This window comes from Frateuria sp. GZRR33, from assembly GCF_051900425.1.
In the GTDB taxonomy this organism is placed as follows: Bacteria; Pseudomonadota; Gammaproteobacteria; order Xanthomonadales; family Rhodanobacteraceae; genus Frateuria_A.
In genome coordinates, this window is the sequence record NZ_JBHZGK010000004.1 from 143,944 (window position 1) to 167,683 (window position 23,740).

Sequence of the window (23,740 nt, forward strand, 5' to 3'; positions counted from 1 at the left end):
CTCCAACGAAGGGAGCGTCCGGCGAGCCGACTTTCACTCCAGCGCGAAGGAGCCCCCCGCCGCCCCGGGTTCGCTAGCCCGCCCACGGGTCGTAACTGCCGAACCACCACAGATGTCCCTCCGGATCGCGGCAGCCGTAGCCGGCCCCGCCGTATTCCTTCTCGGCGTATTCGTCCACGATCTCCGCGCCGGCCGCCTTGGCCCGGTCGTAGTGCGCGCGACAATCGGCGACCGTCACGCAGGCGCACTGCGTTTCGCGTCCGCCCAAGGCATCGGGCTGGGCCATGAGGCTACCGAAGCCGTCCTCCCGCACGCTGCCGAGCATCAGCATGCCGCCGCCGTATACCAGCTGCGCGTGCGCCACACCGCCCTGGCCGTCGTCGTACACGGCGTGCTTCTGGAAGCCGAACGCCTCGCACAGCCAGTCGATCATGCGGTGGGCGTCGCGGTAGCGCAGGCAGGGGATGATGGTGCTGGGTCCTTGGTTCATCTTCGGGTTCTCCGGTTGGGAGCGATGAATCTAGGCCGGCCGGCTGCTGGCGGTCTTGTAGATTTCCGCCCGCTCAGTCGAGCGGCAGGTGGTTCGGATAGGGTGTCTGCGCAGCCATGAATGCGCCGGGCGTGACGCCGGCGAAGCGGCGGAACTCATGGGCCAGGTGGGCCTGGTCGCAGTAGCCGCCGTCGGCCGCCACGCCGGCCCAGTCCACCTGCGACAAGCCGTGCACCTGGGCGACCACGGCGCGGAAGCGCAGCAGCCGCGCGTACTGCTTGGGACCGTAGCCGACCTGCCGGCGGAACAGGCGCACGAGCCGGCGTTCGGACACCCCGCTCTCGCGCACCAGAGAGCCGATACGCACCGCCTGGGGCGTCCGCCCCAGCCACGCCAGCGCGTGCGCCACGCACGCTTCGGGCCGCGGCAGGCGCATGCGCTGTAGCAGCCACCGTTCAAGCAGAGCCAGGCGCTCGCGCGGGTCAGCGGTTTCCAGCAGGCGCTGGCGCAGGGCGCTGGCATCGCCGCCGAACAGGCTTGCAAGGTCCACGTCGCCACCGGCCATCGCCCCCATGTCCTCGCCGGTGAGCGCACCGGCGCCGCCCGGGCGGAAGACCACCCCCATCACGCGGATCTGCTCGGCGGTATCGATGATCTGGCTGCACAGCTGCGGACCGCCCAGCACGCTGCCGGAGGAAGCCAGGCAGCGTCGCTCGGCGTCGTCGCTGTAGACGCGCGTCTGGTCCTCGTACAGGTTGATGATCAGCTGTGCGCCGGGTTGCGGCAGCACGCGTTCGTAACGATGCGCAGCGGGCGGCATGTCCCAGTCCCACAGCTTTTCGACCAGCGCATCGAGCGGCGGGGCAGGCCGGCGCTGGTGGAAGGCCATGGCTGCCGCAGCCCCGCTCAGCCGGTCTCGCCCGGTTCGGGCAGACGGTGGATGCGCATGTCCTGGGGGCGGATCAGCGGCAACCTTTCGATGCGCAGCCGTTCCAGGATCGCCAGCAACAAATCGCTGCGCACGCCGCCGACCTCGCGCGGGCTGGGCACGTAGCCGGTGGCGACGAAATGGATGCCCAGCGTGTCCACGTGCTCCAGCTGCACATTGGGCTCGGGCGTGCCCAGGATCGTCGGGTGGCCCAGAAAGGCATCCAGGATGATCTGGCGCACGCGCCTGGCATCGGTATCCAGCGGCATCGGCAGCTTGATCTGCACGCGGCCCTGCGCATTGGCCAGGGTCACGTTGCGCACGTTCTGGGTAATCAGCTGCGAGTTGGGGACGATGACCGTCGAGCGGTCCCACATCTGGATCTCGGTGGCGCGCACGTTGATGCGGCGGATGTCGCCCTCGACCTCGGCCAGGCTCACCCAGTCGCCCACCTTCACGGGCCGCTCGGCCAGCAGGATCAGGCCGGAGATGAAGTTCTGCACGATCGCCTGCAGGCCGAAGCCGATGCCCACCGAGAGCGCGCTGGCGATCCAGGCGATGCTCTGCAGGCTGACGTTGAGCGCGGCCAGCGCCAGCGCGAACACCAGCACGCCGCCGACGTAGCCGAGCAGGGTGACCACCGAGCTCTGCATGCCCGGCTCGAGCGTGGTCTTGGGCAGCAACTGGTCGCCCAGCCAGCGCTTGAGCACGCGCACGGCGACCAGCCCAAGCACGAACACCGCCAGCGCCTCGAACACCGTGCTCGGGTCGATCGTGAGCTCGCCCAGCGTGAGGTTGCCGAAGCGTTGGCCCATGCGCGCGGCGAGGTCCTGCGGATCAGTGCCGAAGGGGGCCAGCAACGCGCCGATCGCCAGCAGCAGGATCAGCACGCGGCTGATCCCCGACAGCACCGTGGCAGCCTGCTCCAGCGTGCGCGGCGGCAGCCCGAACGCCGCCTGCAGGCGCTGCCCGCTGCGGGCGTTGGGGGCCAGCAGCGTGGCGATCAGGTCATGCACCAGGTGCAGCAACAGGTAGAGCGCGCCGATCAGCACGCCGATCCACAGCATCTGTGTGGCGAGGAAGAAGGCCAGCGCGATGTAGCCCAGCGCCACCGCGATCCAGCTCAGCACCACGGCCAGCGCCGCCGCGCCGGCAAGCAGCCCGACCCACAGCGGTCGCTGCGCCGGTGCGCTGCCGGAGGCGAGCAGGGCACGCCGGGCCTGGCCCAGCCGCAGCAGCGCCAGGCCGACCAGGCCGCTGACCACCAGCGCGATCACGCCGCGGGTCGCGACCGTCGCCGCCAGGCTGGCGCCGATCGCGCTGTTGATGCGCTCGACCACGCTCAGCAGCAAGGTGGCGGTGGCCAGCAGGCCCGGGAAGAGGCGCAGGCGATGGGCCGCCGCATTGGATAGCGTCGGCAGGCGCCAGGACGGGTGCCTGACCGCGAGCAAGGCCCGGCCCAACCCCGCCACGAACGCGGCGAAGCTCACGCGCCGCACGAGCGACAAGGCCAGTTCGTCCAGGTCCGGATCGAGCGTGTCGTTCCAGTTCAGCCCCAGCCGCACGAGCTGCGCAGCCAGGCCGAACACCACCGCGGCGCCCACCGCGATGCCGAACGCCGTGGCGCTGCGGCGCAGGTGACTGTCGGGCATCACGCGTGTGGCGAGGAAGACCAGCAAGCGTTCCAGCAGGAAGCGGCCGGCGAGGAGCAGCAACAAGGCAGCGCCCAGGCAGAGCACGAGCGGCAGGCGGTTGGGTGCTTGCCAGGCGTCGTGCCAGGCCTCGGCGATTTGCGCCCTCAGCCGCTTCAGGCGTGCCAGATCGTCCGGCAGCGAACGGGCCGGCTCGGTCCAGAACGCGCTGCCCAGGGGCGTGGCGGTGCGCGAAGCGAGCTGCGCCTGGAACTGGTCGCGGCGCAGGCCCGACACCTGGGCGGCCAGTTGCATGCCTTCCTCGCCCAGCAGCTGCGCCTGCTTGACCTGCGCGTCCAGGTTCGACTTGGCCTTGTCCAGTTGCCGTCGCTGCGAAGCCACCTCGGCCGCCTCGGGTGGCGCGCCCTTGGCTGGCGCCGGACCGAGCACGGCCAGCCGCGCGTCGAGGCTGTCCATCTGCGGCGCGAGCGTCGCGGCGAGCTGCTCGGCCTGGTCCTGGACCGAGAGCGCGGTGGTGCGCAGGTCGGCCAGGGTGCGGTCGTCCGGTTTGCCCTTGAGCGTGGACTTGATCGAGTCGAGCTGGTCGCGCAGGTCGTCCAGCGCCTGCGCGGGCGAGACGGTGGGCGGGTTGGTGCCGGCCGGAGCATCCTGCGCGTGGAGCGCGGGAAGGGCCGCCATCAGCAGGCAGAGCAGGAGTCGTCGCAGGAGAGGCATCCGGCCATGATCCGGTGGCGCCCACAGGCGGTCAATCGTCGCGTCGCGGACCCGTTGGCGGGCTCGAATGGACATCAAACGAAGCCTTGTCCGCCGTTTCACGCGGCGCTGCGCAGCATGCCCCTCCCAACCAGCACAGGGTGGCATCGCATGGCGGCGAAGGCAGGTTCGAAACGCGCAGGCGTCCCGGTTCGCAATCCCGGTGGCAGCGGCGGACGGGCGCGTCGGGGGGCGGACGGCCGGCATGCGCCGCCAGGCGGAGGCACGTCCCGCGGCACGCTGCCGACGATGCATGCGTCGGCGCGGCGGCGCGGCGCGGTGTCGGATGTTCGGCGGCCACGCAGGCGCAAGCAGACACGCATGCCTGGCGGGCGCTTGGCCGCAGCGATCCGTACTGCGCGCCTGCGCGCTGGGCGGGTGGCCGAGGAGTTCGGGTTTCGGCGATAGGGTGGGCTGAGGCGAGGCTTCCCCCATCCGCCTGTCGGCACCTTCCCCCGCGCGCGGGGGAAGGCTCGCGGACCAGCTGCGATTCGATTCTCCCCCGCGTGCGAAGGAAGGCTCGCGGGCCAGCCGCGCACTCCGATCCTTCCCCCGCCTGCGGGGGAAGGTGCCCGAAGGGCGGATGGGGGAAGCCTTGCGGGGAACCACAACGACAACCGCCCGCGAATCGACCGCAAGCCGGTATACGGATGGCCGCCGCAGGCTCTAGAGTGCGCGCCGCGGCTCCAGGCCGCGCTCCCCCGGACCCCGCCCGATGCAGACCCGCGCCGAACCCGTCGCCGCCGCCTTGCCCGCGGAGCCGAGCACCGCCTTTGCCGTGCTCGGCGCCATCAGCTTCTCGCACCTGCTCAACGACATGATCCAGTCGCTGATCGTGGCGATCTATCCGATCCTCAAAAGCGGTTTCGCGCTGAGCTTCGGCCAGGTCGGCCTGATCACGCTGACCTACCAGATCACCGCTTCGCTGCTGCAGCCGCTGGTGGGCGTGGCGACCGATCGCCGGTCGATGCCGTACTCGTTGCCGGTCGGCATGGGCTTCACCTTGTGCGGATTGCTGCTGCTTGCGGTGGCGCCCAGCTTCCCCGTATTGCTCGTTGCCGCCGCGCTGGTCGGCACCGGCTCGTCGGTGTTCCATCCGGAAGCATCGCGTGTGGCGCGGATGGCCTCGGGCGGACGGCACGGCCTGGCGCAGTCGCTGTTCCAGGTCGGCGGCAACACCGGCTCGTCGATGGGTCCGCTGCTGGCGGCCTGGATCATCGTGCCGCACGGGCGCGGCAGCGTGGCCTGGTTCTCGCTGGCGGCGCTGCTGGCGATCGCGGTGTTGGTGAAGGTCGGCGCCTGGTATGGCCGGCACCACGCCAGCCGCAACGGTGCGCGCCGGCACCACGCGCAGGTGATGCCCTCGCGCAACCGCGTGGTGCTGTCGCTGGTGATCCTGGGGCTGTTGATCTTCTCCAAGTACTTCTACCTGGCGAGCCTCTCCAGCTACTACACCTTCTACCTGATCCACCGCTTCGGCGTGTCGGTGCAGAGCGCGCAGACGCACCTGTTCGTGTTCCTGTTCGCGGTGGCGGCCGGCTCGCTGATCGGCGGTCCGGTCGGAGACCGGATCGGGCGCAAGTCGGTGATCTGGATTTCCATCCTCGGCGTGGCGCCGTTCTCGCTGCTGCTGCCGCACGCGAGCCTGTTCTGGACCGGCGTGGCCAGCGTGGTGATCGGACTGGTGTTGTCCTCGGCGTTCTCGGCGATCCTGGTCTATGCGCAGGAACTGCTGCCGGGGCGCGTGGGCATGGTCTCGGGCCTGTTCTTCGGCCTTGCCTTCGGCATGGGCGGCATCGGCGCGGCGGTGCTTGGCCAGCTCGCCGACGCGCACGGCATCGAGTACGTCTACCGCCTGTGCGCGTTCCTGCCGCTGATGGGGCTGATCACGGTATTCCTGCCAGAGCTCGACCGGCCGCCCCCGGGGAGCCTTGCCGCGCGCTAGGATGGTGGCCTGTGCGCACCGCGCGAACATACGAGAGGGAATCCATGCGCTCCAGCAACCCGGTACTGCGCGAGAACACCTTCCAGGGCCTGTTCGCCGAAGGCGACCGCATGACGATGAACGGCACGGTCGCCAAGACCGGGCTGCTGCTTCTGCTGGCCGTGGTGACCGGCGGCTGGACCTGGCACCGCTTCGACACGCTGGCCGCGGCCGGCGATGTCGCCGGCGCCATCGCCGCGATCTCGCCGTTCATGTGGGGCGGCTTGCTCGTCGGTTTCGTACTGGCGATGGCCAGCGCCTTCCTGCGCCAGTGGTCGGGCATCACTGCGCCGCTGTACGCGATTGCCGAGGGTTTCGCGCTCGGCGGCATCTCGGCCTTCATGGAGCTTCGCTACCCGGGCATCGTGCTACAGGCGGTGATGCTGACCGCGGGCGTGCTGGCGGTCATGCTGGTGCTCTATCGCACGCGGGTGATCAAGGTCACCGACCGGTTCCGCACCGGCGTGGTCGCCGCCACCGGCGCGATCATGCTGCTGTACCTGGTCGACCTCGGGCTGCGAGCGTTCACCAGCATGCAGGTGCCTTTCATCCATGAGTCCGGGCTGCTGGGCATCGGCTTCAGCCTGGTGGTGGTCGGCCTGGCGGCGCTCAACCTGACGCTGGACTTCGACCTGATCGAGCGCGGCACGCAGGCCGGTGCGCCGAAGTACATGGAGTGGTACGGCGCGTTTGCGCTGATGGTGACGCTGGTGTGGCTGTATATGGAGATTCTGCGGCTGCTGTCGAAGGCGCGGCGTTGATGGGGTGAGGCAAGGCTTCCCCCATCCGCCTGTCGGCACCTTCCCCCGTAAACGGGGGAAGGCTCGAAAGGGGGGCATGGCGCTGGTCCTTCCCCTTTGAACGGGGGAAGGCTTGATAGGTGGGATGGCGCTGGTCCTTCCCCGTAAAGGGGAAAGGCACGGCAGGTGGAACGGCGTTGGTGCCTCAAGGGCGGAGGGGGAGGCCTTGCCTCAAACCACCACCGGCTCCGGCTCCAGCCGCACCCCGAACTTCGCCTCGACTCCCGAGATCACCTTTTGTGCCAGCGCCCACAGCTCGGCGCCGCTGGCGTGGCCGTGGTTGACCAGCACCAGGGCGTGGCGGTTGGAGATGCCGGCGTCACCCTCGCGGTAGCCCTTGAAGCCGGCGGCCTCGATCAGCCAGGCGGCCGAGAGTTTCCAGCGGCCGTCGCTGCCGGGCCAGGCGACCAGTTCGGGGTGCTCGCGTTTGAGCGCTTCGCCCAGCGCCGCCTCGACGACCGGGTTCTTGAAGAAGCTGCCGGCGTTGCCGATGACGGCCGGATCGGGCAGCTTGCGGGTGCGCAGGTGGACCACCGCTTCGGCGACGTGGAAGGGCGCGGGTTTGTCCACGCCCATGCGCGCGAGCTCTTCGCGGATGCCGGCGTAGTCCAGGCGCAGCGCGTGCGTGCGGGGCAGGGCGAAGCGCACGGCGGTGACGATGTAGCGGCCGGGGTCGCGCTTGAACAGCGAGTAGCGGTAGGCGAAGGCGCAGGCGGCGTTGTCCAGCGAGACGACGCGGCGCTCCGTCAGGTCCCAGGCCTCCACGCTCTCGATGAACTCGGCGACCTCCGTGCCGTAGGCGCCGATGTTCTGGATTGGCGCGGCGCCGACCGTGCCGGGAATCAGGATCAGGTTCTCCAGCCCGGCGAAGCCCTGGCCCAGCGTCCAGCGCACGAAGTCGTCCCAGCGCTCGCCCGCGGCGACCGCGATGCGCGCGACCTCGCCATCCTGTTCGACCTGCACGCCGCGGGTGGCCATCGCCACGACGGTGCCGTCGAAGTCGCCGGTCAGCAGCAGGTTGCTGCCTTCGCCCAGCACCAGTAGCGGGCCGTTGCGCACGGCCGGGAAGTCGAGCAGTTCCGGAAGCCTGGCCGCATCGCGGACCTCGGCCAGCAGCCGCGCGCGGGCCGCCACGCGCAACGTATTGCGCGCCACCAGGGGCGCGTTTTCGATCAACGTGTAGCCGCCCATGTCGATGCGCTCAGCCAGCATGGTTCGCTCCACGCTGGCGGCGGATCTCGTCGACGCATTCGGCGACCAGGCGCGGTCCGCGGTAGATCAGGCCCGAGTACACCTGCACCAGATTCGCGCCGGCCTCGAGCTTTTCGACCGCATCGCTGCCATCGAGGATGCCGCCCACGCCCACGATCGGCACCTGCGGTCCCAGTCGCGCGCGCATGCCGCGCAGCACCTCGGTGGAGCGGGCGAACAACGGCTTGCCCGAGAGGCCACCGGCTTCCTGCCCGTGCGGGTCGCCCGCCACCGTGCTGTGGTCGATCGTGGTGTTGGTGCAGATCACCCCGTCGATGCCGGCCGTGCGCAGCACCTCTGCCATGCCGTCCAGTTCGGCCTCGCCCAGATCCGGCGCGATCTTGAGCAACATCGGCTTGCGCGCGCCGGCCTGGCTGCCCAGCCGTTCCTGCGCCTCGCGGAGCGTTTCGATGAAGCGGCGCAGCGTCGCCTCTTCCTGCAGGTCGCGCAGGCCCTGGGTGTTGGGCGAGGAGATGTTGACCGTGACATAGCTGGCGTGGCGGTACACCCGCTCCAGGCAGAACAGGTAATCGTCGACCGCGCGTTCGTTGGGCGTGTCCTTGTTCTTGCCGATGTTGATGCCCAGCACGCCGCGGTAGCGGGACGCCCCGACGTTGCGCACCAGCGCGTCGACGCCTTCGTTGTTGAAGCCGAGCCGGTTGATGATCGCCTCGTGGTCGCGCAGGCGGAACATGCGCGGCTTCGGGTTGCCCGGCTGCGGGCGTGGCGTGACCGTGCCGACCTCGACGAAACCGAAGCCGAGCGCGCCCAATTCGTCGATGTGCGCGGCGTTCTTGTCCAGCCCCGCCGCCAACCCGACCGGGTTCGGGAAGCGGATGCCGAACGCGGTGACCGGCAGGTCGTCCGGCGGCGTCGCGACGAAGCAGCCCAGGTTGCTGCGATGGGCCACGCCCAGCGCATACAGGGTCAGCCGGTGCGCGGTCTCGGCGTCGAGCGCGAACAGCAGCGGGCGGATATGGTCGTACATGGCTTATCCGTTGAGGCCCTGGCCGCCGTCCACGCACAGCGTCTGGCCGGTGATCCAGGCGGCGTAGGGCGAGGCGAGGAAGAGGGCGGCATGGGCGATTTCCTCCGGCGCGCCGAAGCGGCCGAAGGGGATCTTCGCGAGCGTGGCCTGGTAGAGCGCGGGTTCCTCGCGGCGGCGGCGGTCCCACAGGCCCTCGGGGAATTCGATCGATCCGGGCGCGATGGCGTTGACGCGGATGCGCTTGGCAGCCAGCGCCAATGCCTGCGAGGTGGTGTACTGGCTGAGCGCCGCCTTCACCGCGGCATACGGCGCACCGTTGCGGCGCGGGTGGAAGGCGGCAATGGAACTGGTGTGCAGGATCGAGGCGTGCGGCGAGGCTTCCAGATGGGGCAGGGCGGCCCGCGAGGCGCGCACGGCGGCCATCAGGTCGACTTCGAAGCCCCGCAGCCAGCTTTCGTCGTCGTCACTGAAGCCGTAGCCGCTGGCGTTGTTCACCAGCACGTCGATGCCGCCCAGCGACCGGGCCGCATCGGCGATGTATCCCGTGATGGTCTGCGCATCGGCAAGATCGCAGCTGGCAGCGTGCGTGGGGTGACCAAAGGCGGCCAGTGCCTGCCGCGTCGACTCGAGCGGCTGTGGATCGCGCGCGCAGATCGATACCGCCGCGCCTGCTCCGGCAAATGCCAGCGCGATGCTGCGGCCGATGCCCTTGCTGCCGCCGGCGACCAGCACGCGGTAGCCGGTGAAGTCGAAGGCGCCGCCGGGCATGTCAGTGGAAGAACGAGGAGCCGATGCCGATCGAGAGGCCGAGCACGACCGCGGCAATGGCAAACAGCAGCAGGATGAAACCGAACGCCAACTGCACGTAGCCGAGCACGAGGCCCACGACCGCGAGCCCGTCGCCCTCGATCTGGCCTTGCGAGCGGCGGATTTCGCCGCGCGCCAGGTGGCCGCAGACGATCGCCACGATGGCGCCGATCAGCGGCACGACGCACCACGAGGCGATGCCGGACACCAGGCTGACGACGGCCAGGGCGCTGGTCGTGCGATGGACGGGAGGCGTTGCGTTCATGGCGTCGGTCCTCGCTGTGTGCCGGCTCGGCGGAAGGTTGCCATCCCCGGGGCGTCATGCCCACGGTCGCGGAACCCTATTGTGCTCTGGAACCCGGACAAGAGCTTCGCCAAAAGCCTCTCCCCCGGGCGTTGCCGGGGGAGAGGGCGTTTCTTACACGGTGAACTTGATGCCCTGTGCCAGCGGCAGTGCGTCGGAGTAGTTGATCGTATTGGTCTGGCGGCGCATGTAGACCTTCCAGGCGTCCGAACCGGACTCGCGACCGCCACCGGTCTCCTTCTCGCCGCCGAAGGCGCCGCCGATCTCGGCGCCGGAGGTGCCGATGTTGACGTTGGCGATGCCGCAGTCCGAACCGGCCGCCGAGAGGAACTGCTCAGCCGCGCGCAGGTTGTTGGTGAAGATCGACGAGGACAGGCCCTGGGGCACGTCGTTCTGCATCTCGATCGCTTCGTCGAGCGTCTTGAACGGCATCACGTAGAGGATCGGCGCGAAGGTCTCGGTCTGCACCACGTCGTCCGAGTTCTTCACCCCGGTGACGATCGTCGGCAGCACGAAGTTGCCCTTGCGGTCGGTCAGTGCCGCACCGCCGGTGCGCACGGTGCCGCCGGCGGCCTTGGCCTTCTCGATGGCGGCCTGATACGCCTTCACGGCCTCGGGGCTGTTGAGCGGGCCCATCATCGTGGTGGCGAGGGTCGGATCGCCGATCTTGCCCTCGACCTGCTTGTACGCACCGACCAGCGTGTCCAGCACGTTGTCGAAGATCGACTCGTGCACGAACAGGCGGCGGGTGGTGGTGCAGCGCTGGCCGGCGGTGCCGACGGCGCCGAACACGATGCCCGGGATGGCGAGCTTCAGGTCAGCCGTTTCATCCAGGATGATCGCGTTGTTGCCGCCCAGTTCCAGCAGCGAGCGGCCCATGCGATGGGCGACGCGCTCGCCGACCATGCGGCCGACCTTGGTCGAGCCGGTGAAGCTGATCAGCGGGATGCGCTTGTCGTCCACGAACGCCTGCGAGAGTTCCGTGCCGGCGTCGTTGAACAGGAAGAAGATGTCCGGGAAGCCGGCGCCCTTCAGCGCCTCGTTGCAGATCTTCATGGTGGCGATCGCCGAGAGCGGGGTCTTGGGCGAGGGCTTCCAGATCGAGATGTCGCCGCAGGCCGCGGCCAGCATGGCGTTCCAGGCCCACACGGCGACCGGGAAGTTGAACGCGCTGATGATGCCGACCAGGCCCAGCGGCTGGTACTGCTCGTACATGCGGTGGCCCGGGCGCTCCGAGTGCATGGTGTAGCCATGCAGCATGCGGCTCTGGCCCACGGCGAAGTCGGCGATGTCGATCATCTCCTGCACTTCGCCGTCGCCTTCGGGCTTGATCTTGCCCATTTCGAGCGCGACCAGGGAGCCAAGCGCGTCCTTGTGCTTGCGCAGCGCCTCGCCGCACAGGCGAACGGCTTCGCCACGGCGTGGCGCCGGGGTGGTGCGCCAGACCTTGAAGGCTTCCTGCGCGCGCTTGACGATCGTCTCGTAGTCCGCCGCGCTGGAGGCATGCACCGAGGCGATCACTTCGCCGGTGGCCGGGTTCTGCGGCTGGAGCGTGCCGGCGTCGGTCGTCGTCGACCACTCGCCTTTGCCGAGATAGGTACCGGACTGCGACTCGCCCAGGCCGAGCGCCTTGAGAATATCGTGGGACATGCGTGGCTCCTTTGGGTCGGGCGCCATGGAGGCGCCGGACTATTGCGAAACGACCATTCTAGCAGGGTGGGTCAGTGGGCTCCCGGGACCTCGTGCAGGGGCGCACTTATGCGTGACCTGCATGTTTCCCGGTCGCGCACAGTGCGCTCCTGCAGAGGCGTCCTCGCCGTCGGAATCGCACCCACCGCCCATCCATGCCAGAATCCGCGCCTCGCCCCCGTAGCTCAGTTGGATAGAGCGGCCCCCTCCTAAGGGGCAGGTCGGACGTTCGAATCGTCTCGGGGGCACCATTCCAGGCCGGCATTGCCGGCCTTTTTCTTGCGTCAACAAACCCTAGGCGAGACCGGTGCTATACCGGGGTCTCTATGCGGCACCGGCCGCGTCCCAGGGAGAAAGGCCTTGACCCGCCTGTCGCGTTCCGGCCCGTTGCTGCTCGTTACCGGCGGCGTCTTCATCCTGCTCGGGCTTGCGCTTGCCGTCGGCGGCATCTGGCTGATGGCACTCGGCGGTTCCTGGTACTACCTGCTCGCCGGCCTGGGCCTGGTGGCCACCGGCGCGCTGCTGGCGCTCGGGCGCACGCTGGCATTGTGGCTGTATGCGCTCGTGGTGCTGGCCAGCACGGTGTGGGCGGTGGTCGAGGTGCGGCTGGACTGGTGGCAACTGCTGCCGCGGCTGGACGTGTGGTTCATCCTGGCGCTGTGGCTCTGGCTGCCGTTCGTCAACCGGCGGCTCGGACCGGTCGACGCCGCGCACCGCGCCGTGCCTGACGGCTCCCTGCGGGGCGGGCGCTGGGCGCTCGGCATCAGCGTGGCGATCGCGCTGGTAGTGGGCGTGGTCTCGCTGTTCCGCTCGCCGCACGATCACCCGGGCGAGGTCGCCGCCGCGCGCATGCGTGCGACGGGCACCGCGCCGGCGCCCTTAACCCGACCGGGTGACTGGATCGCCTACGGCCATTCCGGCTACGGCGACCGCTACTCGCCAGCCACTCAGATCACGCCGGAGAACGTCGACCAGCTCGAAGTGGCCTGGACCTTCCATACCGGCGACTTTCCCGGCCCGGGCGATCCGGAGGAGATCGCCAATGAGGTCACGCCGCTCAAGGCCAACGGCATGCTCTACCTGTGCACGCCGCACAACATCGTCATCGCGCTCGACCCCGATACCGGCCGCGAGATCTGGCGTTTCGACCCGAAGATCAACCGCGACGCGAAGAACTACCAGCACATGATCTGCCGCGGCGTGGCCTACTACGACTCCGGCGCCTACGCCGCGCAGGCGGCGGCGATGGGCCTGCCGGCCGACCGCGCGCTGGCCGCCGCGGCCTCGGCGCCAACGCCCGCGGGCGCGGTGGCACCGACGGCGATCAAGGTCGATACCTGCCCGCGGCGCATCTTCGCGCCCACCGCCGATGCGACCATCGTGGCGATCAACGCGGACAACGGCCAGCCGTGCCGCGACTTCGGCGACAACGGCGTGATCCACCTGTACAACGACCAGCCGGTCAAGAAGCCAGGCTTTCTCAACCCGACTTCGCCGCCGACAGTGACGCGCCATGTGCTCATCGCCAGCGCCAGCGTCACCGACAATGCCTCGACCGACGAGCCCTCCGGCGTGGTGCGTGGCTTCGACGTCGATACCGGCCGGCTGTTGTGGAACTTCGACCCCTCCGAGCCGCGCCAGCACCAGCCGCTGCCGCCGGGGCAGACCTACATCCGCAATTCCCCCAACGCCTGGAGCGTGTTCAGCGTCGACGAGAAGCTGGGCCTGGTGTACCTGCCGATGGGCAACCAGACGCCCGACATCTGGGGCGGCCGCCGCGACCCCAACGCCGAGCAGTACAGCAGTGCGATCGTGGCGCTGGACATCGCCACGGGCCGGGTGCGCTGGGTCTATCAGTCGGTGCACCACGACCTGTGGGACATGGATGTCGGCGGCCAGCCCACGCTGGTCGACCTGGACACGCCGGCAGGCAAGGTGCCGGCCGTGGTCGCCTCGACCAAGCGCGGCGACATCTACGTGCTGGACCGCCGCGATGGCCATCTGCTGGTGCCCGCGCCCGAGCGGCCGGTCCCGCAGGGGGCGGCGAAGGGCGACCACGTCTCGCCGACCCAGCCGTTCTCGGCGCTCACCTATCTGCCCGAACGGCGGCTGCGCGAGGCGGACATGTGGGGCACCACGCCCTACGACCAGCTCATCTGCCGCATCACCTTCCGCAAGTACCGCTACGAAGGCATCTTCACGCCGCCGTCGGTGCAGGGTTCGCTGATCTACCCCGGCAACTACGGCATCTTCGACTGGGGCGGCATTGCCGTCGATCCCGTGCGCAAGGTGGCGATCCTCAACCCCAGCTACATGGCCTTTGTCTCCCGGCTCGTTCCCCGCGAGAAGGCGCAAGCGGCGGAGGGCGGCGGCAGCGAGCAGGGTCTGCAGCCGATGAAGGGCACGCCATTCGCGGTCGACCTGCATCCGCTGCTGTCGCCCGTGGGCGTGCCGTGCCAGGCGCCGCCGTGGGGCTACCTCGCCGCAGTGGACCTCGTCACCATGAAGAAGGTCTGGATGCACAAGAACGGCACCATCCAGGACCAGGCGCCGTTCGGGATTCCGTTGCCGCTGGGCGTGCCGAGCCTGGGCGGGCCGATGGTCACCGCCGGCGGCGTGGCGTTCCTGAGCGGCACGCTGGACTCTTACCTGCGCGCCTACGACGTGCGTACCGGCAAGAAACTGTGGCAGGCGCGCCTTCCAGCCGGTGGCCAGGCCACGCCGATGACCTACCTGTCCGATCGCACTGGGCGGCAGTACGTGGTGGTGATGGCCGGCGGGCACCGCTCGCTGGGCACCAGGATCGGCGACTCGCTGATCGCCTACGCCCTGCCGAAACAACGGTAGGAGCGCACCCGGTGCGCGACCGCCATGCAGGGGTCGCGCACAGGGTGCACTCCTGCAGGAAGCCAGCTCGTCAGCCCGGCATGTCCTCGAGCTCCATGCCCTTGGTCTCGCGTACCGCGAACACCACGAACAGCAGCGAGATCAGCGCGAACGCGGCATACAGGCCATAGGCGAAGCTCAATCCTGCCTCGGCCAGCGCCGGGAAGGTCGACGTGATCAGGAAGTTCGCCAGCCACTGCGCGGCGGCCGCCACCGCCAGCGCGACCGCACGGATGCGGTTGGGGAACATCTCGCCCAGCAGCACCCACACCATCGGGCCCCAGCTCAACCCGAAGAACACCACGTAGGCGTTCGCGGCCACCAGCGCGACCATGTTCCAGGGCGCGGGCAGGGTGAGGTTCGCGCCCGCGCCGACCGACTGCGAGAAGCACCAGGCCATCAGCCCCAGGGTGACGGTCATGCCGGCCGAGCCGATCGCCAGCAGCGGCTTGCGGCCGAGCTTGTCGACCAGCGCGATTGCCACCAGCGTCACCAGCACGTTGACGATCGAAGTGATTACCGTGATCGAGAACGAGTCGGCCTCGCTGAAGCCGACCGAATGCCACAGCGCGGACGAGTAGTAGAAGATCACGTTGATGCCGACGAACTGCTGGAACACTGACAGCAGGATGCCGACCCACACCACCGGCAGCAGGCCCAGCCGCGGGCCGCGCAGGTCACGCAGGCGCGGACGGTACTCCATCTTCAGGCTGCGCTCGATCTCGCCCAGCTTGTAGTCCAGTGCGCTCTCGCTGCGCATCGCCAGCACCTTGCGCAGCACCTCGCGCGCCTCGGCCAGCCGGCCGCGCGCCACCAGGTGGCGGGGCGATTCCGGCACGCCGAGCACCAGCGCGCCGTAGACCAGCGCCGGCACCACCGCCACCAGGAACATCCAGCGCCAGGCTTCCAGGCCGAACCAGAGCTTCGCCGAGGCGCCGCCGGCGGTGGCGGCGAGCCAGGCGTCGCTGAGCAGCGCGGCGAAGATGCCGAGCACGATGGCCAACTGCTGCAGCGAACCGAGTCGACCGCGCACGTGCGCCGGCGACACTTCCGCGATATAGGTCGGTGCGATCACCGAGGCCATGCCGACGCCGACGCCGCCGACGATGCGCCACAGGATCAGGTCCCACATGCCGGTGACCAGGCCCGAGCCGATCGCGCTGGCCGCCAGCAGCACGGCGGCGACCTGCATGGTGCGTACGCGACCCAGGCGGTCGGCCAGCGTGCCGGCATACCAGGCGCCGGCGGCCGAGCCGAGCAGGGCGCAGGACACGGCCAGGCCGATGCGGGCGGCGTCGAGTTCGAAGCCGCCGCGGATGGCCTCCACGGCGCCGTTGATCACCGCCGTGTCGAACCCGAACAGGAAGCCACCGAGCGCCGCCGCGGCCGCGATCAGCACGATGCGCGCCGTGGCCCGTTGTTCCAGTGCCAGGTCGACTGGCGTCTCCCGCGTACTCATCCGTTCTTCCCCCGAAGGTCCCAAGGACGACATGTGGTGCGAGTCTGGCTGCTGCCGCGGTCGCCGTCCGGCTGAATACGTATGCATGCCTGCCGGCACGCCGCGACCGCCCGATGGTAATGTTGTCAGCGCCGGCAGTACCAGAGGTTTCACAGCAGTGAGCAAGGCCAAAGCGACGTCGATCGACATCGCCCACCTGGCGGGGGTTTCGCAGGCGACGGTGTCGCGCGCCCTGCGCGGCAGCCCGCTGGTCAGCGAGGAGACCCGCGAGCGCATCCGCGCCGCGGCCGAACAGCTTCGCTACAAGGTCGACAAGAACGCCTCCAACCTGCGCCTTCAGCATTCAGGCACGCTGGCGCTGCTGCTGTTCGAGGACCCGACCACCGACGGCTCGAACATCAACCCGTTCTTCCTTTCGATGCTCGGCTCGATCACCCGCGCCTGCGCGCAGCAGGGCTACGACCTGCTGGTGTCATTCCAGCAGTTCTCCACCGACTGGCACGCCGACTACGCCGACAGCAAGAAGGCCGACGGCATCATCCTGCTCGGCTATGGCGACTACCTGGCTTATCGTGCGCGGCTGGAAAAGCTCGTGGCGATCGGCACGCGTTTCGTGCGGTGGGGCGCGGTGCAGCAGGACCAGCCGGGCGTGTCGGTCGGTTGCGACAACTTCAGCGGCGGCCAGGCGGTGGCGCGGCACTTCATCGAGCAGGGCTGCCGGCGGATCGCCTTCCTGGGCGACGCCTCCAGCCACTATCCGGAGTTTTTCGAGCGTTATCGGGGTTACGCAGACGCACTGCAGCAGGCCGGGCTGGATGTGGACGAGGCCTTGCAGGTAGACGCCGAGAGCACGCAGTTGTGCGGCCATACGGCCATGTCGGAGCTGATCGCGCGCGACGTGCCGTTCGACGCAGTGTTTGCCGCCAGCGACCTGATCGCCATCGGCGCGATGAACGCCCTGGCCGAACGCGGCTACAAGGTGCCGGCCGACGTGCCGGTCGCCGGCTTCGACGATATCCCGATGGCGCGCTTCGCCAGCCCGCCGCTCACCACCGTGCTGCAGGACACGCGCAGCGCGGGCGAGGTGCTGGTCGACAACCTGTTGAAGATGATCCGCGGCGAGCCGGCCGAAAGCGTGATGCTGCCGGTGAAGTTGATGGTGCGGCCATCGAGCGTGCGTCCGTAAGCCCGCCTTGCTTAGCCTTCCCGTCGGGGGAGAGGCCTAAGGATGAGGACCGGGACTCGCGGGAAGTTACGGCCGGGCAGGTTGCGGAAACGCCCACCGCAGGAACACCGGCAACATCTTTGCCCATGACGCCTGCTGGTGATGCCCTCCCGGCAGCAGGAACACCGTCACGTCGGCATCCGGGCCCGTGGTGACATAGCCAAGCTGGCGCAAGCCACCGCGCTGCACGCCATCGCCGCGATAGCCATCCACGAGGTCTTGCAGATCGTCGATCACGTCGATCACGCCATCATGGTCGCGATCGTTCGTCTCTTCGGCCGTTCCCGCGGCGAACCAGAACTTCAGCCCCTTGCGCCGTGGGCCGCGATCGACCATCGCCTGCGCCAGTCGGGTGCGTTGCACGGCCGCCGCATCGCTGCGATCGCCCGCCAGCCAGAACGACGGCGACATGGCGCCGACCTTGCCGAACACGTCGGGGTATTCCCAGCCCAGGTTGAACGCGTTGAGCGCGCCCAGCGACCAACCCATCACCGTGCGCTGGCCGGCGTCGGCGCGGGTGCGGTAGTGCGCGTCGACGTAGGGCACCAGTGCGGTGGCAACCCAGGATGAGTAGTCGGCAGCCCTCAGGCCGATCGCCCCGATCCGCGATCCGCCGACCACGCTTTGCCCTCGCTTGCGATCGGAAAGCCCGTAGCCGCTGGCACGATCCTGCAGCATGTCGATGGCGACGACGATGACCGGCTCGATCGCTTGCTCGTCATACAACCTCGCGAGCGTCGCCTGCAGCCCGACCGCCTGCATGTCCTGGCCATCGTTGGCATACAGCACCGGGTAGCGGTCGGTCGAGTTCGCGTAACCGGGCGGAAGGTAGACCGTGACGTGGATGCGCTCGGGCGCGAAGGCCGGGCTCTCCAGCTCGAGCCTCTGCGCCTGCGCGCGTGCCGCGCAGGGAAGCAGCAGGAGCAGGGCGAGCCACCAAGCCGCCTGGAACCGCGTAGGGTGGGCTTCAGCCCACCGTGCACGGTACGTCGACGGGCGGTGGGCTGAAACCCACCCTGCAAGGCAGTCATTCATCCGGATGGCTCTTGTCGCTCATCAGGCGCGTCAGCTCGGCGACGAGGTCGGCGCGGGTGGCTGGGGCGTCCAGCAGGTACACCGCCACGTCGTGCGGCGCCACGTTCGCGTCCAGCGCGCCGCCCGCCGCCACGTCGACTGCCGCACCACACAGCGCCCCCTGCCAGCGGCCCGGCTGCAGGTACCTCGTCACATGGAACCGGGCAGGCTTGTCGCCCTTGTTGAGCAACACCAGCGCGATCTGGTGCGCGCCGGCCCTCTGGTACACGCGATAGAACGCCGCCTGGTCGCCACCCATGTGTTCGACCAGCATCAGCCCGCGCTGCAGTGCCGGCGTGCGCTCACGCAGGTTGGCAATGCGCCTGAGCTGGCGGTAGATCGGGCTCTTGTCCGCCGCGTCGATGCGCGCCTGGCCGTAATAGTTGCGATTGCCCTCGTGTTCTGCACGCCCTCGCTCGAAGCCCGTTTCCGAACCGTAGTAGACCGCCGGGATGCCGCGGGTGGTGAACAGCCAGTTGTTGGCGTCGATGAAGCCCTGGTCGCTGGCGTCCATGCGCGCCATGTCGTGGTTGTCGTAGAAGGTGACCAGTTCATACGGGTTGGCGTACGGGCCGTTGGTCAGGTAGAGCTTCGACTGCAGCAGCGCGTAGTCGCTCCCGGGGTGCTCGAACACCGCCTTGATCGCGCCCTGCTGCGGGAAGTCGAGCAGGCTGATGCCGCCGTTCCTGGCCCAGGTGTACTTGCCGATGTTGTCGGGGCTGTAGTCGAACGCCTCGCCGTACATGAAGAAACCGGGGTGCTTCGCGCGGATGCGCGCGGAGAACTGTCGCCAGAACGCGGTCGACATGTGGCTGATGGTGTCGATGCGGAACGCATCCGCGCCCTGGCCGATCCACTTCAGGTACGCGCCGGTGAAGTAGTCCAGCACCGCCGGGTCGGACTCGTCGTTGTTGGACAGCTGCGCCAGGTCCTCGTACGCGTGGTAGAAGCGGTGCAGCGGGTTGTGGCGTGGGTCCAGCTGCCAGGGCGGCAGGTTCTGCTCGTCGGCAATGAGCTTGCCGTGCCCGTCGAAGATCTGCCCGAACTGCGGCTGGCGCACCGGCATGGTGAACGCCGGCGAGCCGTGGTTGAGCACGATGTCCTGCACGACCTTCAGGCCGGCCTTGTGCATGCCGGCGGTGAACTGTGCGAAGTCCAGGTCCTTGCTCGGCAGGTGTTCGTCGAGCTGGTAGAAGTTGATGCCCCAGTAGCCGTGGAAACCGGTCTTGCCGCGGTCGGTGAATTTCGAGCCCCAGCTCACCGGGTCGCCGCCGGTGAAGGCCTGGTCGGGGTTGTCCACGATCGGCGTGATCCACACCGCGCCGAAGCCCATGCCGCGGATGTAGCCGGCGTTGTCCAGCACGCCCTTGAAGTCGCCACCCAGGTAGCCGATGTTCGCACTCTGGCCCTTGGGGGCGCCCGGCACCGGGATGTCGAAGGTGCGGTGCGCGCCACCCTGGTCGCGATGGTCGTTGGACCGGTCGCCATCGACGAAGCGGTCGGTCATCACGAAGTAGATGGCGTTGGCGGCGAACGGCGCGTCGGTGCCGTAGAACTCGCGCGGCGCGTTGTCTGCGTGGGCGATGCCGGCGCCGAGAGCCAGCGCCAGGGCGGCCATGACGGTGGTGGGTTTCATGTTGCGTCCTTGGGGAATCCGGTGGCTTGCCTATGCGGCCTGGGCGAGGGGCGCAAGATCGGGCTCGCGCACGCGCAGCGTGCAGATGCCGGCGACGACCAGGCTGGCACCGCCCAGCGCCAGCGCCCAGATCGGCTGGCCATGGAAGAAGGTCTTGAGCAGCAGCCCCAGCACGCTGGCGGCCAGCAGCTGCGGGATCACGATGAAGAAATTGAAGATGCCCATGTACACGCCCATCTTGGCCGCCGGCAGGTTGTCCGACAGCAGCGCGTAGGGCAGCGACAGGATCGAAGCCCAGGCGAAACCCACGCCGACCATGGAGGCGATGAGCCAGCGCGCGTCGTGCAGCACCACGAACGACAGCAAGCCGGCGCCGCCCAGGCACAGGTTGACCAGGTGGCTGATGCGCAGGCCCCAGCGGCGCACCATCCACGGGATCAGCAGGGCGGCCGGTACGGTCACGCCGTTGTAGACCGCAAACAGCACGCCGGCCCAGTTGGCCCCTTCGTTGTACGCCGCGCTGGCGGTATCCGTGCTGCCGAAGAAGCTCTGTGCCACGCCCTGGGTGGTGTAGATCCACATCGCGAACAGCGCGAACCACGAAAAGAACTGCACCCAGGCCAGCCGACGCATCGGGGCCGGCATGCCGTACAGATCGCTCATCACCTGCTGCGGCATGCCGCGGCTGCGGGTGAAGGCGACCCAGACGAACAGCAGCCCGAACACGGCCAGGCCGCCGCCCAGCAGGTACAGCTCCTTCTCCAGTCCGAAGTGGGCAATGGCGAACAGCAGCGCGGCGCCCAGCGCCAGCAACAGCGCGCCCAGGCGCCATGCGCCGGAGGTGTCGGCCGGCGTGTCGGCGGGTGCCTGGTCGGCCTGTTCACGCAGTTGCCGTGGCGGATATTCCGGGCTCGTGGCGATCGTCCAGAGCACCGCGCCGAGCAGCACGACGCCGCCGGCATAGAAGGCGTATTTCACCGTGTCGGGCACGCCGCCGGCGGGTGCGACATTGGCCACGCCGGATCGGGCCAGCAGCCAGGGCAGGGCGGAGGCGACCACGGCACCGACGCCGATGAAGAAGCTCTGCATCGCATAGCCAAGCGGCCGTTGGCGCGGCGGCAACTGATCGCCGACGAAGGCGCGGAACGGTTCCATGGACACGTTGATCGAGGCGTCCATGATCCACAGCAGCCCGGCGGCGATCCAGAGCGAAGGCGCATTGGGCATCCACATGAGCGCCAGCGTGGTGAGCATCGCGCCGACCAGGAAATAGGGGCGGCGACGGCCCAGCCGGTTCCACGTGTGGTCGGACAGGTGTCCGACGATCGGCTGCACGATCAGGCCGGTGAGCGGGGCGGCCACCCACAGGATGGGAATGTCCGCCACGTCCGCACCCAGGGTCTGGAAGATGCGGCTGACGTTGGCGTTCTGCAGGGCGAAGCCGAACTGGATGCCCAGGAACCCGAAACACATGTTCCAGATCTGCCAGAAGGACAGGGTGGGTTTGTTGCTCATCCGGGGCTTCCGTAGCAGCGGGTTTCGGTAGGAGCGCACCCTGTGCGCGACCGCTGGCAAGGTGGTCGCGCAAAGGGTGCGCTCCTGCGGTGGGTCGTGGTCAAAGCGGCGCGATCAGCAGGTCGCCGACGTCGGCGTGATTGAGCGCTCCGGCGTCACCACCCGCGCCACCGGTGTAGTGGGCGTTGTGGCGCAGGTAGCTCATGTTGAAGCCGTCCTCCAGGCTGAAGTGGCAGCGTGCGCCGGCCTTCGCGGTGAAGTCGGCCCAGGTGGAGTGCTGCTGGCGGACGCTGTGCGGCATCACCAGCGGCAGACGCTGCACGCTGCCGTCGCCGCAATCGACCACCAGCCACTTCACCGCGGCGGTGATGCCGGTGTTGATCGGGCCTTGGGTATTGGCGTAGTCCAGCATGGCGCGATAGCGGCCGCTGGCCGGCGCGGTCCAGTGGCGCGGCCAGGCACCGGCGACCTTCGCGCGATCGCCCACGCACGCCTCGGGACTGGGCAACGACTCGATGCCGTGGTCGTCGACCTGGGTGACACGGATGCATTGCAGCGAGTCGCTACGTGCGAGCGTCGCGCTGCCGTCGATCGCGCCATGCCGGCGTCCGTTGACGTAGAGCACGCCCTTGCCCGGGCTGCGCACGCGCCAGTGATCGCCATCGGCCTGGACCGTGGGCGCGGCCGGCGTGGCAGGTGCGTACAGCGGCGTGTCGGTACGCAGTGGTTGCTCGGGAACGTTGATGGCTTTGAGCATCACCACCGTGTGGTCCGGTTCCTGACGTGAGGAGGCCGCCACCAGCAGGTTGCCGTCCAGCGCGGGCGGCCGGCGCAAGGTGATGCGGCGGTCGCGCAACTGCAGGTCGATGTGGTCGGCGTCGCCAAACAGCGTCGGGACCAGCGACACCGGCAGCTTGGGCTCCACGCGGCCATCGGCGGTCAAGCCGAAAACGCCCTCGATCGCGATGTCGAGAAAACCCGCCACCGACCAGAGTTGCCGCGGCGAGTTGACCACCGGGCCGCTGAGGGCGCCGTCGTCGAGGTGGATGCCCTGGGTCAGCAGCTCGTAGTTCTCCATGTTGGAGCCGGCGAGCGCCGCGCCCCGGACGACCGAACGGATCTCGTGCGCGATGCGCGCCGGGTCGTCCACTGCCCGTGCCGCGCGCAGCGCGTAGGCGCTGACGAAAGGCCAGATCGCACGGTTGTGGTAGATCGGCTGGTCGGCGCGCTCGGGCCAGATCACCGGGCTGCCCGAGGCCCAGGTCGGATAGTTCGCCAGCGCCTGGCGCGCGCGCGCCGGATCGGCGACGCCGCTGGTGATCGCCAGCGAAAGGCCGAGCAGGTCGTAAGCCTCGACCGGCAGGCCGTCGCCGCCGAGGTAGCTCATGTAGAGGCCGCGATCGGCACGCCAGAAGTGCGCGTTGATCGCCGCCTTCAGCGCCGTGGCCTGCGCGCGGTAATCGGTTGCGTGCCGGTCGCCGTGCCGCCCGGCCAGGTCGGCCGCCAGCTCGAGCGCCTGGTAGTGCAGAACATTGGTTGAAAGCGCGAAGGACTGCGCGATGAACACCACGTCATCGGCAGTCCAGGCGGGATAGGTCTGTTCGCGCCAGTCCAGGAACGAGGTTTCGCCGCGATAGAGGCCCAGCGCCGGGTCGAAGGCGTACCGCCGGTCCTGCGCCAGCGTATCGTCCAGCGCCTGGCGCACCCTGGCCGCGAAGCCGGCGTCGTCCAGCAGGTGCCGCGCGCCCAGGAACCACACGATGCGGTCGGTGCTGATCGGCCAGCTGCCGCCCGAACCGGTGTCCTGCATGACGTACAGGCCCTGCGGCGCGGAGGGCACGCGTACCCCGGAAAGCTTGAAGTCCAGTCCGTTGCGTGAGCGCGCAGGGTCGAAGCGCCACAGGCCCAGGTCGATCGCGTACGAGAGATCGCGCGTCCATACGTAGGGCCACTTCTCGCCCGTCTCGAAACACAGGCAGGGGATCGGCTGGCCGTGGTCGAACGCGCCGTCGCGGATGGCTCCCACCGAGTCCCGCTTGAGGTCGTCCTGCGCCATCGCGTAGAGGCCGTCGAACAGCGGGCTGGCGGTAGCGGCCTCGAACGGTGGCGTGGGAATGACGCGCTTGCCGGTCGGCCATTGGAGCAGATAGCCGTCGTTGGGTTCGCGCTGCATCGATACGTGGACGCCATGCCAGTCCAGGCCTTCGCGCCAAGGCTTTTCGGAAAGGTTCGGGCCGGTCGCCATCGAGGCCATCAGCAAAAGGCTCAGCATGGGTGTAGGAGGCTCCCTGCAGGCATG

17 protein-coding genes and 1 tRNA gene are annotated in these 23,740 nt (G+C 69.0%); 5 read left to right on the top strand and 13 right to left on the bottom strand.

The features are described 5' to 3' along the window. Nucleotides 1–73: 73 nt before the first annotated feature. The 3 genes from ACFWZU_RS06605 to ACFWZU_RS06615 all read right to left on the bottom strand — a co-directional run bounded on the left by ACFWZU_RS06605 (nt 74) and on the right by ACFWZU_RS06615 (nt 3,784). Nucleotides 74–490, bottom strand: a complete 417-nt coding sequence (locus ACFWZU_RS06605) for a VOC family protein (RefSeq protein ID WP_439700616.1) — start codon at nt 488–490, stop codon at nt 74–76. A gap of 73 nt (nt 491–563) precedes the next feature. Continuing rightward, entirely contained in the window at nt 564–1,379 is an 816-nt protein-coding gene (locus ACFWZU_RS06610; protein ID WP_439700617.1) for a helix-turn-helix domain-containing protein, read from the bottom strand. 17 nt (nt 1,380–1,396) lie between these two features. Then, complete coding sequence (locus ACFWZU_RS06615) at nt 1,397–3,784, bottom strand: DUF3772 domain-containing protein (protein WP_439700618.1); 2,388 nt, start codon at nt 3,782–3,784, stop codon at nt 1,397–1,399. 754 nt (nt 3,785–4,538) lie between these two features. Between ACFWZU_RS06615 and ACFWZU_RS06620 the strand changes: the two genes are divergently transcribed. Together ACFWZU_RS06620 and ACFWZU_RS06625 are read left to right on the top strand one after the other, a co-directional pair. Continuing rightward, nucleotides 4,539–5,768 carry an MFS transporter gene (locus tag ACFWZU_RS06620; protein ID WP_439700619.1) on the top strand — a complete coding sequence of 410 codons (1,230 nt, stop codon included), beginning with the start codon at nt 4,539–4,541 and terminating at the stop codon, nt 5,766–5,768. A gap of 44 nt (nt 5,769–5,812) precedes the next feature. After that, complete coding sequence (locus tag ACFWZU_RS06625; protein WP_439700620.1) at nt 5,813–6,568, top strand: Bax inhibitor-1/YccA family protein; 756 nt, start codon at nt 5,813–5,815, stop codon at nt 6,566–6,568. A gap of 210 nt (nt 6,569–6,778) precedes the next feature. Here the strand turns inward: ACFWZU_RS06625 and murB are convergent, their stop codons facing one another. From murB to amaB, 5 genes are all read right to left on the bottom strand, one after another. Further along, complete coding sequence (murB, locus tag ACFWZU_RS06630; protein ID WP_439700779.1) at nt 6,779–7,798, bottom strand: UDP-N-acetylmuramate dehydrogenase; 1,020 nt, start codon at nt 7,796–7,798, stop codon at nt 6,779–6,781. 10 nt (nt 7,799–7,808) lie between these two features. Beyond that, nucleotides 7,809–8,846: a quinone-dependent dihydroorotate dehydrogenase gene (locus tag ACFWZU_RS06635; protein WP_439700621.1), complete on the bottom strand. Its 1,038-nt coding sequence runs from the start codon at nt 8,844–8,846 to the stop codon at nt 7,809–7,811. Nucleotides 8,847–8,849: 3 nt separating this feature from the next. Continuing rightward, nucleotides 8,850–9,614, bottom strand: a complete 765-nt coding sequence (locus ACFWZU_RS06640; RefSeq protein ID WP_439700622.1) for an SDR family NAD(P)-dependent oxidoreductase — start codon at nt 9,612–9,614, stop codon at nt 8,850–8,852. A gap of 1 nt (nt 9,615) precedes the next feature. Continuing rightward, complete coding sequence (locus ACFWZU_RS06645; RefSeq protein ID WP_439700623.1) at nt 9,616–9,918, bottom strand: DUF4190 domain-containing protein; 303 nt, start codon at nt 9,916–9,918, stop codon at nt 9,616–9,618. Between the two features lie 153 nt (nt 9,919–10,071). Next, nucleotides 10,072–11,607: an L-piperidine-6-carboxylate dehydrogenase gene (gene amaB / locus ACFWZU_RS06650; protein ID WP_439700624.1), complete on the bottom strand. Its 1,536-nt coding sequence runs from the start codon at nt 11,605–11,607 to the stop codon at nt 10,072–10,074. A gap of 213 nt (nt 11,608–11,820) precedes the next feature. Between amaB and ACFWZU_RS06655 the strand changes: the two genes are divergently transcribed. Both ACFWZU_RS06655 and ACFWZU_RS06660 read left to right on the top strand, forming a co-directional pair. Next, nucleotides 11,821–11,897 (top strand) — tRNA-Arg (locus ACFWZU_RS06655). Nucleotides 11,898–12,006: 109 nt separating this feature from the next. Beyond that, nucleotides 12,007–14,493, top strand: a complete 2,487-nt coding sequence (locus ACFWZU_RS06660) for a glucose/quinate/shikimate family membrane-bound PQQ-dependent dehydrogenase (protein ID WP_439700625.1) — start codon at nt 12,007–12,009, stop codon at nt 14,491–14,493. Nucleotides 14,494–14,563: 70 nt separating this feature from the next. Here ACFWZU_RS06660 and ACFWZU_RS06665 read toward each other — a convergent pair whose 3' ends face one another. Next, a complete protein-coding gene (locus ACFWZU_RS06665) occupies nt 14,564–15,991 on the bottom strand; it encodes a sugar porter family MFS transporter (RefSeq protein WP_439700626.1) in 1,428 nt (475 codons plus the stop codon). Between the two features lie 157 nt (nt 15,992–16,148). Here ACFWZU_RS06665 and ACFWZU_RS06670 point away from each other — a divergent pair, with 157 nt between their 5' ends. Next, nucleotides 16,149–17,177, top strand: a complete 1,029-nt coding sequence (locus tag ACFWZU_RS06670) for a LacI family DNA-binding transcriptional regulator (RefSeq protein WP_439700627.1) — start codon at nt 16,149–16,151, stop codon at nt 17,175–17,177. A 66-nt stretch (nt 17,178–17,243) separates the two neighbouring features. Here ACFWZU_RS06670 and ACFWZU_RS06675 read toward each other — a convergent pair whose 3' ends face one another. The 4 genes from ACFWZU_RS06675 to ACFWZU_RS06690 all read right to left on the bottom strand — a co-directional run bounded on the left by ACFWZU_RS06675 (nt 17,244) and on the right by ACFWZU_RS06690 (nt 23,713). After that, the gene (locus ACFWZU_RS06675; RefSeq protein ID WP_439700628.1) at nt 17,244–18,251 is read right to left on the bottom strand and encodes an alpha/beta hydrolase; all 1,008 of its coding nucleotides are present in this window, start codon (nt 18,249–18,251) and stop codon (nt 17,244–17,246) included. Next, nucleotides 18,244–19,926: an alpha-amylase family glycosyl hydrolase gene (locus ACFWZU_RS06680; RefSeq protein ID WP_439700629.1), complete on the bottom strand. Its 1,683-nt coding sequence runs from the start codon at nt 19,924–19,926 to the stop codon at nt 18,244–18,246. Before ACFWZU_RS06680 ends, ACFWZU_RS06675 begins: the two co-directional genes overlap by 8 nt. Before the next feature lie 30 nt (nt 19,927–19,956). Further along, entirely contained in the window at nt 19,957–21,441 is a 1,485-nt protein-coding gene (locus tag ACFWZU_RS06685) for an MFS transporter (RefSeq protein WP_439700630.1), read from the bottom strand. Nucleotides 21,442–21,541: 100 nt separating this feature from the next. Continuing rightward, a complete protein-coding gene (locus ACFWZU_RS06690; protein WP_439700631.1) occupies nt 21,542–23,713 on the bottom strand; it encodes a Six-hairpin glycosidase-like protein in 2,172 nt (723 codons plus the stop codon). Between the last annotated feature and the right edge of the window lie 27 nt (nt 23,714–23,740).

Bases quoted from the DNA above. Each gene is read 5' to 3' on its own strand.
- ACFWZU_RS06605 (WP_439700616.1), bottom strand. From the start codon at position 490: ATGAACCAAGGACCCAGCACCATCATCCCCTGCCTGCGCTACCGCGAC.
- ACFWZU_RS06680 (WP_439700629.1), bottom strand. From the start codon at position 19,926: ATGAAACCCACCACCGTCATGGCCGCCCTGGCGCTGGCTCTCGGCGCC.
- ACFWZU_RS06615 (WP_439700618.1), bottom strand. From the start codon at position 3,784: ATGCCTCTCCTGCGACGACTCCTGCTCTGCCTGCTGATGGCGGCCCTT.
- ACFWZU_RS06685 (WP_439700630.1), bottom strand. From the start codon at position 21,441: ATGAGCAACAAACCCACCCTGTCCTTCTGGCAGATCTGGAACATGTGT.
- ACFWZU_RS06635 (WP_439700621.1), bottom strand. From the start codon at position 8,846: ATGTACGACCATATCCGCCCGCTGCTGTTCGCGCTCGACGCCGAGACC.
- ACFWZU_RS06620 (WP_439700619.1), top strand. From the start codon at position 4,539: ATGCAGACCCGCGCCGAACCCGTCGCCGCCGCCTTGCCCGCGGAGCCG.
- ACFWZU_RS06610 (WP_439700617.1), bottom strand. From the start codon at position 1,379: ATGGCCTTCCACCAGCGCCGGCCTGCCCCGCCGCTCGATGCGCTGGTC.
- murB (WP_439700779.1), bottom strand. From the start codon at position 7,798: ATGGGCGGCTACACGTTGATCGAAAACGCGCCCCTGGTGGCGCGCAAT.
- ACFWZU_RS06675 (WP_439700628.1), bottom strand. From the start codon at position 18,251: ATGAATGACTGCCTTGCAGGGTGGGTTTCAGCCCACCGCCCGTCGACG.
- ACFWZU_RS06645 (WP_439700623.1), bottom strand. From the start codon at position 9,918: ATGAACGCAACGCCTCCCGTCCATCGCACGACCAGCGCCCTGGCCGTC.
- ACFWZU_RS06640 (WP_439700622.1), bottom strand. From the start codon at position 9,614: ATGCCCGGCGGCGCCTTCGACTTCACCGGCTACCGCGTGCTGGTCGCC.
- ACFWZU_RS06665 (WP_439700626.1), bottom strand. From the start codon at position 15,991: ATGAGTACGCGGGAGACGCCAGTCGACCTGGCACTGGAACAACGGGCC.
- ACFWZU_RS06625 (WP_439700620.1), top strand. From the start codon at position 5,813: ATGCGCTCCAGCAACCCGGTACTGCGCGAGAACACCTTCCAGGGCCTG.
- amaB (WP_439700624.1), bottom strand. From the start codon at position 11,607: ATGTCCCACGATATTCTCAAGGCGCTCGGCCTGGGCGAGTCGCAGTCC.
- ACFWZU_RS06690 (WP_439700631.1), bottom strand. From the start codon at position 23,713: ATGCTGAGCCTTTTGCTGATGGCCTCGATGGCGACCGGCCCGAACCTT.